At 49.1% G+C, this 14,661-nt stretch carries 9 protein-coding genes; 6 read left to right on the forward strand and 3 right to left on the reverse strand.

Going from position 1 to position 14,661, the window contains the following annotated elements:
- Positions 1-94 precede the first annotated feature (94 nt).
- Positions 95-1,609, forward strand: a complete 1,515-nt coding sequence (gene purF, locus SHEWANA3_RS07830; RefSeq protein ID WP_011716540.1) for an amidophosphoribosyltransferase — start codon at positions 95-97, stop codon at positions 1,607-1,609.
- Positions 1,610-1,736: 127 nt separating this feature from the next.
- On the opposite strand, the gene SHEWANA3_RS07835 is transcribed toward purF, so the two are convergent.
- Entirely contained in the window at positions 1,737-3,221 is a 1,485-nt protein-coding gene (locus SHEWANA3_RS07835; protein WP_011716541.1) for an alanine/glycine:cation symporter family protein, read from the reverse strand.
- Between the two features lie 851 nt (positions 3,222-4,072).
- Between SHEWANA3_RS07835 and SHEWANA3_RS07845 the strand changes: the two genes are divergently transcribed.
- A complete protein-coding gene (locus SHEWANA3_RS07845; protein ID WP_011716543.1) occupies positions 4,073-6,187 on the forward strand; it encodes a DNA topoisomerase III in 2,115 nt (704 codons plus the stop codon).
- A gap of 249 nt (positions 6,188-6,436) precedes the next feature.
- Entirely contained in the window at positions 6,437-7,606 is a 1,170-nt protein-coding gene (locus tag SHEWANA3_RS07850) for a porin (RefSeq protein ID WP_011716544.1), read from the forward strand.
- Between the two features lie 89 nt (positions 7,607-7,695).
- Here the strand turns inward: SHEWANA3_RS07850 and SHEWANA3_RS07855 are convergent, their stop codons facing one another.
- On the reverse strand, positions 7,696-9,222 hold the full coding sequence (locus SHEWANA3_RS07855) for a sigma-54 dependent transcriptional regulator (protein ID WP_011716545.1): 1,527 nt from the start codon (positions 9,220-9,222) through the stop codon (positions 7,696-7,698).
- A 165-nt stretch (positions 9,223-9,387) separates the two neighbouring features.
- On the opposite strand from SHEWANA3_RS07855, the gene SHEWANA3_RS07860 reads away from it, so the two are divergent.
- The 3 genes from SHEWANA3_RS07860 to SHEWANA3_RS07870 are packed head-to-tail and all read left to right on the forward strand — an operon-like array spanning position 9,388 to position 13,040.
- Positions 9,388-10,941 carry a flavocytochrome c gene (locus tag SHEWANA3_RS07860; protein ID WP_011716546.1) on the forward strand — a complete coding sequence of 518 codons (1,554 nt, stop codon included), beginning with the start codon at positions 9,388-9,390 and terminating at the stop codon, positions 10,939-10,941.
- A 36-nt stretch (positions 10,942-10,977) separates the two neighbouring features.
- The gene (locus SHEWANA3_RS07865; protein WP_011716547.1) at positions 10,978-12,615 is read left to right on the forward strand and encodes an aromatic amino acid ammonia-lyase; all 1,638 of its coding nucleotides are present in this window, start codon (positions 10,978-10,980) and stop codon (positions 12,613-12,615) included.
- 41 nt (positions 12,616-12,656) lie between these two features.
- Positions 12,657-13,040 (forward strand): cytochrome c3 family protein, encoded by a 384-nt coding sequence (locus SHEWANA3_RS07870; RefSeq protein ID WP_011716548.1) that lies wholly within the window; start codon positions 12,657-12,659, stop codon positions 13,038-13,040.
- Between the two features lie 221 nt (positions 13,041-13,261).
- On the opposite strand, the gene SHEWANA3_RS07875 is transcribed toward SHEWANA3_RS07870, so the two are convergent.
- Entirely contained in the window at positions 13,262-14,551 is a 1,290-nt protein-coding gene (locus SHEWANA3_RS07875) for an alpha/beta fold hydrolase (protein ID WP_011716549.1), read from the reverse strand.
- Between the last annotated feature and the right edge of the window lie 110 nt (positions 14,552-14,661).

The following is a 14,661-nucleotide window of genomic DNA, read 5'->3' on the forward strand; positions in this document are numbered from 1 at the left end:
GCACTTAAGCCGTATGGCTGGGGATTTACTTCGTCTTTTACTTATATTTCAACATGAAAGGGCATAGAACATCTTACAATGAGGAAGCTTACCCATGTGTGGTATCGTCGGAATAGTTGGCCAATCATCGGTTAATCAGACCATTTATGACGCACTGACCGTGCTTCAACACAGAGGTCAGGATGCGGCAGGTATTGTGACCGTTGATCGTGGTGCTTTCAGACTACGTAAAGCCAATGGTCTGGTCAAAGATGTATTTGAAGTCAAACACATGCAACGCCTACAGGGCAATGCAGGTATTGGCCACGTACGTTATCCTACTGCAGGCAGTTCCAGCGCGTCAGAAGCGCAGCCTTTCTATGTTAACTCGCCATTTGGGATTTCATTAGCCCATAACGGTAACTTAACCAACACGGTTGAATTAGCTGAAGGCCTGATCAAAAAACGTCGCCATGTGAACACCACATCCGACTCAGAAGTATTATTAAACCTGCTGGCCGATGAGCTGCAAAAAACCACTAGCTTAATGCTGACGCCTGACGAAGTGTTCGACACTATCGCCAAAGTGCACGAGCAAGCCCGTGGCGCCTATGCGGTTGTGGCCATGATTATCGGTCAAGGTCTGGTGGCATTTCGCGATCCATTCGGTATTCGTCCACTGGTATTAGGTAAGCACGAAACCCCAACCGGTACTGAGTACATGGTGGCCTCTGAGAGCGTGGCCCTCGATGCCGTGGGTTTTGAAGTGATGCGTGATGTGGCGCCAGGCGAAGCGATTTATATCTCTCTCGATGGCCAGCTTTACACTCGCCAATGCGCGAAAGAGCCAAGCTACTCACCTTGTATCTTCGAATTCGTGTATTTTGCCCGTCCAGATTCGACTATCGACAACGTCTCTGTTTACGCCAGCCGCGTAAACATGGGGGCTAAGCTCGGTGAAAAGATCAAAAAAGAATGGTACGACCATGATATCGACGTGGTGATCCCTATTCCTGAAACCTCATGCGATATCGCATTAGAAATCGCCCGTTGCATGGACTTACCTTACCGCCAAGGTTTTGTGAAGAACCGTTATATCGGCCGCACCTTTATTATGCCTGGTCAACAGGAGCGTAAAAAATCGGTACGCCGTAAACTCAATGCCATCAACACTGAGTTTAAAGGTAAGAACGTTTTGTTAGTCGATGACTCTATCGTGCGTGGTACCACGTCGGAGCAAATCATTGAGATGGCGCGTGAAGCGGGTGCTAAGAAAGTGTACTTTGCCTCGGCGGCACCGGAAATCCGTTTCCCGAACGTTTATGGTATCGATATGCCAACCTCGAATGAGCTGATTGCCCACGGTCGTGATGCCGATGAAATTGCTAAGCTGATTGGCGCCGATGGCATTATCTTCCAAAATCTGCCGGATCTGGTTGAAGCGGTGAGAATGGAAAACCCAGAGATCAAACGTTTCGAAACCTCAGTGTTCGACGGTCACTACATCACTAACGATGTTGACCAATCTTACCTCGACCACTTAACTCAGTTACGTAACGACGATGCCAAGGCCGACCGTAATAAAGACATTGGCACTAACTTAGAGTTACACAACGTTTGCCATCCATAAGACGAAATTCTTAAGATGAAATTCTTAAGATAAAAGAGTGTGCTTGGCGTTAAGTGGGCACACTTTAAAATGCACAATAAAAAAGCCAGTGATAAGTCACTGGCTTTTTTATTGGGAGCTGCAATCCTTAGGAGATTTTAGGAGTCTCGCTGGATTGACTCTGCGCTAGTTCATCCTGCGCATTTTTGCGTTCAACCCAATAGTCTGCGTGGGGAATACCGAGTTTTTCAGGATCGAACAACGGCTCAACCCCTTGTTTCTGTTGCGACTCATAATCCTTCAGGCAAGTAAAGGCGATGCGTTGCAGCAGAATAATGGCGATGATGTTTAGCCATGCCATCAGTCCCACACCAATGTCACCCATGCCCCAGGCCAAATCGGCGGTTTTCACTGTGCCATAAACAGTTGATGCCATCAGCACCACTTTCAGCACCACTGTGAGCCAAGGACGATTCGCCTTGCGATTGATATAGGCTATGTTGGTTTCGGCGATATAGTAGTAGGCCACAATGGTGGTGAAGGCGAAGAAGAACAGCGCGACGGCAACGAACATATTACCAAAGCCTGGCATCATGCTTTCCATTGCGGTTTGCACATAACCTGGGCCTGCTGCGACGCCCGCAATCCCAGTATACAGCGCGGCGCCATCTGGGCCCTGCACATTATACAAACCCGTGATCAGTAGCATAAAGCCGGTAGCTGAACAGACAAATAGGGTATCGACATACACTGAGAAGGCTTGCACTAAACCTTGTTTGGCAGGGTGGCTCACGGCGGCGGCAGAAGAAGCGTGCGGCCCAGTACCTTGGCCCGCTTCGTTTGAGTAAATACCACGTTTTACCCCCCACATAATCGCAAGACCCAAAATCGCACCAAAGCCCGCATCGAGTCCGAAGGCACTTTTTAGGATCAACATAATAATATCGGGCAGCTGACCAATGTTAAGGGCAATAATCACGCAGGCGACAATGATATAACCCAGTGCCATAAAGGGCACTACGGTACTGGCAAAGTGGGCAATACGTTTTACGCCACCAAAGATAATGAACCCTAACAGCATAGCGAGGATAGCGGCGGTGACGTTAGGGTCGATATCGAAGGCGGTTTTTAGGCTCGAACCAATCGAGTTGGCTTGCACGCCAGGCAGTAAAATTCCGCAGGCAAAAATGGTCGCAATGGCAAATGTCCAAGCGTACCACTTCATGCCTAAGCCTTTTTCAATGTAAAAGGCGGGGCCGCCGCGATACTCTCCATTGATTTTTTCTTTGTAGACTTGGCCTAAGGTGGATTCGACGAATGCGGAGCTGGCGCCAAGAAACGCTACCATCCACATCCAAAACAATGCCCCCGGACCGCCGAAGGTAATCGCCGTGGCGACACCGGCAATGTTTCCGGTTCCCACACGACCTGCTAAAGTCATGGCTAAGGCTTGGAAGGAAGACACACCAGCATCAGTGCTCTTACCATCAAACATTAAACGGATCATTTCGGGTAAATGGCGTAACTGTAGGAAACGTGAGCGCAGGGAGAAAAAGAGTCCTACACCGAGGCAAAGATAAACGAGTGCGGGGCTCCAAACGATATTGTTGACCGCATTAACAATCTCATTCATATAATTTAACTCCAATATTCTGTTGTTTTTGCAGAGTTTTTAAGATATTTGCTTGTAAGTTTGGGTACTAAACGGCCAATTTGGCCTAAGGTTAAGACGTGTGCGCACGCCCAAGAGCTTCAACATAACGGCTTTTTGAGCCGCTTCATAGCTAAAGTTGTTAAATAATTGATAATTTAACGTTCTTTATTTGGTGGCTTTACTGAGCAGGGGTTTAGCGGTGCGTTAACTGACTAGATTACTAACTGAGTTTGACAGTCGGGATGTAGGAGTAAAGGCGGGGCAAGGTGTTTGGGGCGGCACTCTTTATTTTTGCCGAAGCGGATGTAGGTGTGGGTATCAGTGCAAGGCTTAAAAACGGGGCTTACATTACCAGCCATAACAGCATCCATAGTCCGAAAAGCCATACCAGACTGCGTCGGCTAACCCTATGTTTTAATAGCAAAGATAGGCTTACTGCCACGGGCAAATACAGGAAAACTCCCCAAGAAAGGTAAGGTGTCTCAAGCCCAAGCCTTTTTAGCCCCATTTCACAAAGTAGACTTAACGCCAGCAATAACAGGCTGTGGAAGATCACTAATTGATTGAATCTTAAGGCAAGCGCAGGCTTAAAGACGGGGGGTGTAGGGCTTGGTAAGGTCAGTGTATTCATCTCTTTTTCTCAATTCCTCGTAACCGATGCAAGGGATTTTAGTTTTAGATGAGAATTATTCTCAACTAAATTTACACAGCTTTAGTGTTCCATTGCCGCAGAGCGAGTTAAATCGGCCATCAAGATAAAACGGCGGTTTGCACTCTTGTCTGCTTTGGGCTAAATTACACTGTAATTATATCCAGTGTTTAATGTAGATATGATCCTCTATATTGCTGAAAAACCAAGCCTTGGGCGTGCAATTGCCGATGTGCTGCCTAAACCCCACAAAAAAGGTGACGGGTTTATTGAAGACGCCCAGGGCAACTGTGTGTCTTGGTGTGTGGGGCACTTGCTCGAACAGGCCGAGCCCGATGCCTATAATCCCGAGTTTAAATCGTGGAAGTTTGAGCATTTACCCATAGTGCCCGAGAAGTGGCAGCTTAAACCTAAGGCCGCGACCCGAAGCCAACTCACAGTACTTAAAAAACTGGTTAAACAGGCCGATACGCTAGTGAACGCTGGCGATCCCGACCGTGAAGGGCAGCTATTGGTTGATGAAGTGATCGCCTATTTGGGCGTGACGGGCGATAAATTACAGCAAACGCAGCGACTCCTTATCAGTGACTTAAACCCGCAGGCGGTGAAACGTGCCCTGTCGCAGCTACGCAGTAACCGTGAGTTTATTCCTTTGTCGACTTCGGCACTTGCCCGAAGCCGCGCCGATTGGCTCTATGGCATGAATATGACTCGGGCCTACACTATTCAAGGGAAAAAGGTCGGCTATCAAGGCGTACTATCGGTCGGTCGAGTACAGACACCACTGCTTGGGCTTATCGTGCGCCGCGATGAAGAAATCGCGAACTTTCAATCTAAGCCTTTTTATGAGGTTCTGGCTCACTTAGTGACGGACAAAGATCAGACTTTTACGGCGAAGTGGCAACCCAGTGAAGCTTGTTTACCCTATATGGATGAGGAAGGGCGCGTGCTCGCTAAGGGCTTAGCGCAAAATGTGGTGCGGCGGATCACCGATAAACCCGCCAAAGTAACCCAGTTAAGCACTAAGGATAAGCAGCAGAATCCGCCTTTACCCTACAGTTTATCGGCGCTGCAAATCGATGCCGCCAAGCGCTTTGGTATGAGCGCGAAGGACGTGCTCGATACCTGCCAGAGCTTATACGAGCGCCATAAGCTAATCACCTATCCACGCTCAGACAGCCGTTATTTGCCCACAGAGCAGCATGCGCTTGCAAGCGGGGTATTAGCGGCCATCATGGGTGGTGCGCCCGAGTTAGTCGCACACGCTGAGGCGCCGAATCCTCGGCTTAAATCTAAGGCGTGGGATGATAAAAAAGTCGATGCCCATCACGCCATTATTCCAACGGAAAAACAGCCCAATCTAGCTGGTTTAAGCCAGCGGGAAAGACAGCTTTATCTGCATATTGCTCGCCAGTATTTGGCACAGTTTTACCCCGCCTATTGCTACAGTGAAACTGCGGTCGAGGTGACGATCGAAGGTGGTCTTTTTAAAACTAAGGCAAAACAGGATAAGTCCCTCGGTTGGAAACAACTGTTTGCCAGAGAAGAGAACGAACGAAAAGACGCATCATCCGCAGCGAGTTTTGCGCAAGGCGATAAGGACGCAGAGGAAGGAGAATATGTTGGTCAACTACCGCCGCTTACCTTAGGGCAAGTGCTTCATTGTCACCAAGGTGAATTAGTCGAGAAGCAAACTCAACCCCCCAAAGCCTTTACCGATGCGACCTTGCTGAGTGCTATGACAGGGATTAACCGTTATGTGACAGATCCCGAGATCCGCAAAATTTTAAAGGAAACCGATGGCTTAGGTACGGAAGCGACTCGCGCAGGCATTATTGAGCTGCTGTTTAAGCGAGGCTTTATTCAGCGTCAGGGGAAGTCGATTGTGGCCACTGAGATAGGCAAGGGTTTAATCAATAGTTTACCCATTAGCGCCACGACACCCGATATGACGGCGCTGTGGGAGGCAAGCCTAAACGGTATCTGCCATAAAGAAATCTCATATCACGGGTTTATGCAGCCACTGCTGGGGACGCTAAATAACTTAATCGAAAATGCAGGCGCTCAATTACCCTCAGCCCTCAATGGCTTAAAAGGGCAGGGCTTTAAGCGTGCCGCGACTAAAAAGTCCGGTTATCGAAAAGCCGGAACCAGAGGCGCTGCAGGCGGGAAAAAAGCCGGAACGGGCGCTAAAAAAGGGAATGCTAGCAATTCGGCCGCAGCATCTTCTACCTCCACGACAGCTAAACCGACTGCCCCTAGGCGGCGAACGAGCAAAGTGCCTGCCCAAGCTTGATGACACATATGTGATCAAACTGTCGCTAAACCACGGGATTTGGTAACGATATTTAATTTATTCCGCGATATTTAATTACCGCCAATCACGATATTTCGTGATTGGCGGATCCACTTCTAAAAAACACCTTCAAATTCAGCTTTTCAGCGCCGTGGCATGCAAACTGCTGTGTGTTGGCTGGAGAATATAATAAGCCAATTAAATCATATGATTATTTATGATTTAGCTGAATTAAAAGGTGTAGATGATATGAAAAAGAAATTGCTAGCAGTGATGATCCCTGCGGTGCTGTTGTCTGGTACAACGCAAGCGGTCGAGCTGTATAACGATCAAACCAATAGCGTCAATATGATGGGCTGGCTAGGCTTTGCGGCGTTAAACGATGGCCACGAAACTTCAGTAATTGATAACTTTTCCCGCGTGGGATTTCGTTTCGACCGCCAAGAGAAAAATGGTTGGCGCTCCTTTGCCCATACCGAATGGGGCATTAACATGGTCACCAGTGACGATGGCCTGATCTATACCCAAGGTCAAGGTGGTGGTCAGTTATCGGCTTCAAAAACCTCAGATTTCCTCTTTAACCGTTTAGGTTATGTCGGCATGTCGCACGACAAATGGGGCTCGCTCACCTTTGGTAAGCAGTGGGGGGCTTATTATGATGTGGCTTACACCACTGACGTGCTCAATGCCTTTACCGGCTGGTCTGTCGGTGCTTATACCTTTGGCGATGGCGGCCTCACTGGCGCGGGGCGTGCCGATGCAGCGCTGCAATACCGTAATACCTTTGGCAATCTGCATATCGCGGTGCAATACGCCTCTAAGCAAAATAGCGATGTGGCGCTCTATGACAATTTAGGAAACGCCTTAAACGATGGGTCTGAGCTGAGCTTCGATCCTAGCTATGGTGCGAGTGCTACTTACTATTTCACCGACAAATTTAAGGTGTTAGCGGGCTTTAACCGCGGTGACTTCACCGGCAATCTTGCGGGTAAAGACGTCGATAATACCAATCAAATCATCGGTATCGGCGCCCAATACGGCAGCTTCTACCAATATGCGCCGGGTCGTGATGCCGACGGCCTGTATGTCGGTTTTAACGCCCATAAGAGTGAGCAAAACGAGTTAGTGGGTGGCGATCTCTACGACTCAACTGGCGCCGAATTTATTGTTGCCTATCACTACGATAACGGATTCGTACCTAGCTTATTGCTGACTTACCAAGATTTGGACACCGATGAAAACACCGTCATCCAAGGTAAATGGACCCGCCAATTTGCCGTGTTAGGCCTGCATTATCGTTATAGCCGCGACACTATTATGTATGCTGAAGCCAAAATCGATTTCAGCGATATGGACGATAAAGCCTACGAAGATCTGCAGGATAACAACTATGCCGTTGGTATTCGTTATTTCTTCTAAGTTCGACGACTGATTGCGCTAAAAAAGCACATAAAGCAAAGGCCACATATTGTGGCCTTTTCCATAACTATCCATTTCTTATCAATGCATTACACAATCCCTAACTTCTTCATTTTACTGCGCAGGGTATTGGCATTGATATCCAGCAACTCGGCGGCGCCGCCTGGGCCATAGAGTTTACCCCCCGTGATCCTTAAGGCATGGCTGATGTATTTTTTGGTCATCACTTCCAGCGGCACCAGCTTATCGCTGGCATGACTTGGATCGATAATCACGGTTTGATTGGATGGCGTTTTAACGGCTTCGAGGCTCTTTGGTGCTAGAAAACTAAAATCCAGCGGCCCTGCAGGGTGCTGAATGATGGCGCGCTCGAGCACATTAATGAGTTCGCGCACATTCCCTGGCCAACCATATTGGTTGAGAATATTCAGTTGTTCTGGGGCGATTCTTGGCAGCTGCGGTAAATTGAATTTGGCACTGAGCTGCTCGATAAAATGTTGTACCAGCAGAGGTATATCTGTGCGTCTTTGTCTGAGTGATGGGATCTCGATGGGGAAAATCGCCAGCCGATACCAGAGATCCTCGCGAAACACTTCTCTGTGCACCATGGCCTGAAGGTTTCTGTGGGTTGCGGCCACAATACGAATATCGAGCTGAACCGCATCGTGACCGCCAACGCGGGTGATACAACTATTTTGCAGTACCCTAAGTAGTCGAACTTGAGCCGAAAGCGGCAATTCCCCTATCTCATCTAAGAAAATGGTGCCGCCGTTGGCCTGCTCGAAGTAGCCAACTTTGCGCGAATCGGCGCCGGTAAATGCGCCTTTTTCATAACCAAAAAGCTCGGAGTCAATCAAGGTATCTGGGATGGCGCCGCAGTTTACCTTGATAAAAGGCTTACCCGAGCGCTCCGACAATTCGTGAATGGCGTTGGCGATGACTTCCTTGCCGCAGCCCGTTTCCCCAAGCATTAACACTGTGGTGTTGATTTTGGCGATAGATTGCACCTGTTGCATGACCTGTTTCAGGCCAGAATTGGCGCCAACCACGCCATTTTGAATATCTAAGGTACGACGCAGACTCACGTTTTGCTTCGAGAGCGCTTCGTTCTCTTTGAGTAAGTTGCGATCCCTTAAATTCAGCGCCGTGATCAGTGCTAGGTTTTGCATATGCGGCGCGATTAAGTCGGCATGGCGGGGCCTAAACACTCCAGTGCTTTTGGCATAAAAGCCAACTATCCCAAGGTGGGTATTTTCTATCGACATTCGCAGAATAATCACCGAGCGAATGTCTTTAATCACCTGTGGTGCGACTAAAGAGGTGACAGGATCATGCTCTATGTCGTTAACAATTCTAACCCTTGGTCGCTCGGGATCTTCTAAGTATTGCGCCATCTTCTCAGGAATTTGGATGCGCTTATCTAACGTGCAGCAATGGCTATCATCAACATGGGCGATAAACTGTATATCATTAAATTGTTTGCGAAAAATATTCACAAATAGCCCGTCAATAGGCAGTTCATTCCGAATAAACTCGAAGTAACTGTGCAACGATTTTTCGAGCTGCAGACTGCTACAGAGTCTTAGGGTTGATTCGTAATAGAAGTGTTTTTCCATTGATATTTCAAGTTAATCACTAAGTATCGTGATTGTAGATCTTTATATTTCGTGATTTTGTGCCTGCAATCAAAGTTCACCGCATAAATACCTCTTTTTAGGTGCTTGGCACAGCATCTGCACTTTCACGCTGACAAGTTCCAATGATTATTGAAGGAAATCAGCATGAGTAAAACCCAAGGTATTAATTCGGGGCGTCGACAATTATTAAAGGGCGGTATGGTCATGGCCGCAGGGCTCGGGGCGAGTATCGCGTTGCCTAGCTCTGCCAGCTGTGACTTGGCTCCTATTAACTTCGATGAAATTGTCGATGTGCTCGTGGTAGGCAGCGGTTTTGCGGGCATGTCTGCGGCGTTGCAGGCCAGAGAAGCCGGCGTGAGCGTGATGGTTATCGATAAGATGCCCGTGTTTGGTGGCAACTCGACCATCAACGGCGGCGCGATGGCGGTAGCAGGTTCTGCCCTACAAAAGCAGGCAGGGATTGAAGATTCGGTCGATGCCATGGTGGCGGACATGCTGCGGGCTGGTCGCGGCATGAACGATGTGGAAATGCTCAAACTGGTATGTAACGGCACCGCAGAATCCTGCCAGTGGCTGATCGATTACGGCGTGAACTGGAAACCTTTTGTACAGCACTTTGGCGGCCACTCGGTACAACGAGTGCTACAAACCGTTGAAAGTTCAGGCGCTGGCATTATTCGCCCCCTAATTAAAGCTGCCCGAGACAAGGGCGTCATCATGAAAAATCAGACCAAGCTCGAAGGCTTTGTACAAGATGAGGCCGGACGGGTGATCGGTGTCGAAGTTCGCGAAGGTTTTTATTTTCCCAATGAGCGCACGGGTAAAATATCTAGAATCGGTGCGCGCCGTGGCGTGATTATGGCGACTGGCGGTTTTGGTCGCGATATTGAATACCGCATGATGCAATTACCTGAGTTAAATAGTGATTTAGATTCAACCAACCATGCAGGTGCTACCTCTGAAGCGCTCAAGCAGATGATGCTCATTGGGGCCAATCCCATTCATTTAGACCAAATTCAGCTTGGCCCATGGGCATCCCCCGACGAGAAGGGCTTTGGCACGGCTTCCCAGTTCAACACTATCGCCACCTATCCCCACGGCATTGTGGTGGATGTGCGCACCGGAGAGCGTTTCTTCAATGAATTAGCCGACCGTAAAGCCCGTGCAGACGCCATCATGACCCGACGGGATGAGAAAGGACAGCCTGTCTATCCCATTGGTTTTACTAATGCTGCCGGAGCCAGTAAGGCACAGACCTTAGATTGGGGTCTGAAATACAAGGTCATCAGCAAGGCCGAGACCTTAGACGAACTGGCCACGATTTACGGCATGCCAGCTAAGGCATTAAAGGCGCAGGTGGCGCGTTGGAATGAAGCGGTAAAAACAGGGGTAGATAAAGAGTTCGACCGCCCTATGCAGGAGGCGATAGTGCTCGATAAAGGGCCTTGGTATGCGGTGCGCATGTGGCCGAAGGTGCATTACTGCATGGGCGGCGTGAAGGTGAATACCCAATCCGAAGTGCTGCATTTGGTCAGTAATAAAGCCATTCCCGGATTATATGCCGCAGGCGAAGCCACGGGCGGTATCCATGGTGCCAGCCGTTTAGGCGCCTGTGCTGTGGCCGAAGGGGTTGTCACTGGGCGTAATGCCGGTCGTAACTGCGCCGCGGCGAGTGCTGTGACGCTCAAGCAAGTTTAGTTTTTATCAAAAATAATAAAATGTTGGAGAATGATAATGAATAAATCCATATTGATGGCCTCACTCACCTTGAGTCTACTTTCAGGCAGCGCGCTCGCGATGGAGCAAGTTGTACTCGATGGTAAACATTTAACCCAAGACCAAGCCTGGGCAATTGCCGATGGTGCAAAAGTGAAGATTGCACCTCAGGCCAAGACCCAACTCGTGAAAGCCAACGCACTACTGATGGAAGCGGCGCGTCTGGGCAAACCTGTGTATGGCTTAACCGTGGGCGTTGGGCTAAACAAAGATCACAAGCTGTTCGATGCTAACGGTAAGTTGAGTGATGCCGTGCTCGACGCCTCTCGAAGCTTTAACCTCAGCACCCTGCGTGCCCACAGTGCCGGTGTCGGTGAAGCCGCGCCCATCCGCTTAACACGCTTAGCCTTAGCCGTGCGGTTAAATACCATGTTGGCCGGACAAACCGGTGTGCAACCTGTGGTGGCCGAGCTTTATGAAGCCTATCTTAATCAGGGACTGACCCCTGTGATCCCAGCCAAGGGCACGGTAGGTGAAGCGGATATTCTGCTGTCATCCCATGTCGGTTTAGCCATGATTGGTGAATGGGAGGTGTTCTACAAAGGTCAGCGTGTGAGCAGTAAAGAGGCGATGGCAGATGCGGGGATCACGCCCTTAGCGCCTATGGGGAAAGACGCGCTATCGATTTTGTCTAACAATGCCTTTGCAGTCGCCTATGCCATGCAAGGTTACCGTGAGGCGAAGCAATTGTTGTCCGTATCGCCCACCGTCTTTGGCTTAAGCCTTGAGGGATTAAACGGTAACGTGGCGCCATTCTTGCCGCAAACCAACGACATTCGGCCGTTCCCTTACATTAAATCGGCCACCAGTGACATTCTCAAGCAGCTCGATGGTAGCTATTTATGGCAGCTTAACGATGAGCGTCCATTACAGGATCCATTAAGCTTTAGAACCACGGCTTACACCTTTGCAGGCGCCGAGCAGGCCCTAGCTTCATTAGTTGAAGTGATCAATATCCAAATCAACCATTCGGACGATAACCCAGCCGTGATTGTGGGCGCGTCGAACCAGTATGCCCAGTTCCCACAAGTGGCTAAATATTTGGTCGAAGGGCAGGGCGGTGTGTTCCCTACCACAAACTTTGAGCCGCTGCCTGTGGCACTCGCGGTGCAAAACCTGAGTGTGGCCCTGACCCATGTGTCCCATAACAGTGTGATGCGTACCATTCATCTGTCCGATGAGCACTTTACTAAGCTGACGCGCTTCCTGAGTGCTCCGGAGAATCAAGGCCATGCCTTCGGTGCGATTCAAAAAGCCTTTGTGGATATGCAAGTGCGCAATAAGCAGTTAGCCACGCCAGTCTCCTTCGATGGGATCTCTATCGCCGGCGGGATTGAAGATACCTTCACTAACCTTAAGTTGGCGTCGGATAACCTGATCCAAATCGTGGATAACACCCGAGTCATCTACGGTTTAGAACTGTTGCACTCTACTCAAGCGATTGATTTACGTAAGCAAGCTCACCCAGAGCTACAACTCGGCAAGGCCACGCAAGCCATGTACAAGGCCTACCGTGAAAAAGTGCCTTTTGTCGCCAAGGACCGTCCGTTTACCCCCGATATCCAAGCGTCAACTGACTTTATTGCAAACTATTAATCTACGATGCGGGGCGCGATGCCCCGCCTAGGAAGACTCTGATGTTAAAACCCGTATTTATTCTATTACTCGGTGTCGTGCTGGCAACGCCTATGGCCGCTAATGCATTGAATATCAAGGATTACCATAAAGAGGTGATGACAGGAGCCGATGGTAAAGTCGATTGCGCGGCATGCCACGGTGATGCAAAACGTAAAACCGTTCCCGATGCAGCGAGTTGCAGTAGTTGCCATGGTTCACCTGAGGAGGTGGCTAAGCTGACTGAGCGTCCAGCCGATGCGGGCCATTCGGTTGAGCCTAATCCTCATGACAGTCTGCACTACGGCACTGATCTGCCATGTACTTACTGCCATCAGGAACACAAAGAAAGTAAAGTCTATTGCAATCAATGCCATGAATTTACTTATCCTCAGATGAAACGTTAATTTCATCTCGATTAGAAACTCGCTCCCCTGCTTTTTTTGACTATCTTTGTCATGCACTCAACCCGGTTGAGTGCATTTTTTTAGGCAAAAAAAAGAGTAAGCCAATACGGATTACTCTTACGGAAAATTGGTCGTTGAATGTTGTAGCCAAAATCACTCATATGGATGAGGAGCCAGCACACAATGACAGCTTTTACTTAATTAACCCTTAAAATTAACATTTATCTTAAGCTGTCACCGCGGTTGAGACTGATGAGCTTATCTAAGATCCGCTCGCCATCCATTCGAATGCCATTGTGCTCATATTCCGAGGTTAACCAATATCTTAGATGAGCTACTTGTTTGGCGGTTTCTAGGCTGTAGTCCATCTCGACATACATATCTTCGCTGTAAATCGCGGCCGCAACTGGGACGCGGTTCTGGCTGAGCTGCTCAAGATTGTATAACGCCGGCCAGTCCGTTTTATGGGCAAGGAGATTGGCCGCGGCTTGGAGTGGGGCTAAATGGCTAAATTGCTCAAACATCCAAGGGTAAATCATCTCGCCAGTAAACAGGAAAGGCTTACCGACTTGATAGTTAAAGGCCGGATACTGTTCACGCACCCTATGGGCAGACCACTGTGACGCACTGTGTTGGCAGTAGATGGCCTCGTGTAACAGGGCAAAAATTGGGTTGGTGTTATAGTCGAGCAATTGGCCGAAATGATTTAAAAACAGTGGGTTGACATAATCACCTTGGGGCGAGTGCACTAGTGCTTGTTCAAGCAAATAGTAAACCGACTCTGGGCCTTGCTCCATGCCCAAGTTAATGCCGAGCAGCTGCAACATTTCAACCGTGAGGCGCTCGCCCGTGGCTAACTGCACTGGGTGCTCGAGTAAATGTTTGGTGAGGCGTGTCACGAGATGCTGCGCATCGTGGAAGCGCTGGAAGAAGTCTTTATTCTTGGCGAGTACGCGCTGATAGGTAGCCTGATAGACTTCATCACTGCTGCGCGTAAGGGAAGGAATGCCGCCGGTGATATAGGCTTCACTCACGCCCTGAGGCGCGGCGCTTAAATAATGAAGCACGCAGAAACCACCAAAGCTTTGACCTAGAATCGCCCACTTGTCGGCGGGGCAGAGCTGGGCGCGAATTGATTCGGCATCGCGGACGATATTGTCGGCCCTAAAATGGCTTAAATAATCGGCCTGCTGTTCAGGCGTTAAGTGCCCGAGGCTTTGGTAATTAATGGGGCTAGAAAGCCCAGTTCCCCGTTGGTCGAGCAATAATACTCTAAACTCTTTGAGTGCGCGGCGGATCCAACCGCTGTTATTCGCTGGGCGCATGGCAGCAAAGCCGGGGCCACCCTGAAAAAAGACGATATAAGGTAGTTTTTTATCTTTATTTTCAATGGCGCAGAGCTCCCGCGCGAACACACTGATCTGTTCACCAATCGGTTGTTGATAATCAAGTGGCAGGTTGAATGTGTGTTTTTTGGCGAGGACACCGGCGAGCATCATATCGGGTTTCATCAATTAACCTTAAGGGTAGGGTCTGTTGTTTATGGCAGATTGTATACAAAAGCCCTGTTGTCGCAAGTTAGGATTATTTGATTCGCCTTTGGTCAAGATCAATTTTTATT

This window comes from Shewanella sp. ANA-3 (assembly GCF_000203935.1).
Taxonomy (GTDB): Bacteria; Pseudomonadota; Gammaproteobacteria; order Enterobacterales; family Shewanellaceae; genus Shewanella.

Excerpts from the sequence above, each read along its gene's own strand:
- purF (WP_011716540.1), top strand. The coding sequence starts at position 95 with ATGTGTGGTATCGTCGGAATAGTTGGCCAATCATCGGTTAATCAGACC.
- SHEWANA3_RS07835 (WP_011716541.1), bottom strand. The coding sequence starts at position 3,221 with ATGAATGAGATTGTTAATGCGGTCAACAATATCGTTTGGAGCCCCGCA.
- SHEWANA3_RS07845 (WP_011716543.1), top strand. The coding sequence starts at position 4,073 with ATGATCCTCTATATTGCTGAAAAACCAAGCCTTGGGCGTGCAATTGCC.
- SHEWANA3_RS07850 (WP_011716544.1), top strand. The coding sequence starts at position 6,437 with ATGAAAAAGAAATTGCTAGCAGTGATGATCCCTGCGGTGCTGTTGTCT.
- SHEWANA3_RS07855 (WP_011716545.1), bottom strand. The coding sequence starts at position 9,222 with ATGGAAAAACACTTCTATTACGAATCAACCCTAAGACTCTGTAGCAGT.
- SHEWANA3_RS07860 (WP_011716546.1), top strand. The coding sequence starts at position 9,388 with ATGAGTAAAACCCAAGGTATTAATTCGGGGCGTCGACAATTATTAAAG.
- SHEWANA3_RS07865 (WP_011716547.1), top strand. The coding sequence starts at position 10,978 with ATGAATAAATCCATATTGATGGCCTCACTCACCTTGAGTCTACTTTCA.
- SHEWANA3_RS07870 (WP_011716548.1), top strand. The coding sequence starts at position 12,657 with ATGTTAAAACCCGTATTTATTCTATTACTCGGTGTCGTGCTGGCAACG.
- SHEWANA3_RS07875 (WP_011716549.1), bottom strand. The coding sequence starts at position 14,551 with ATGAAACCCGATATGATGCTCGCCGGTGTCCTCGCCAAAAAACACACA.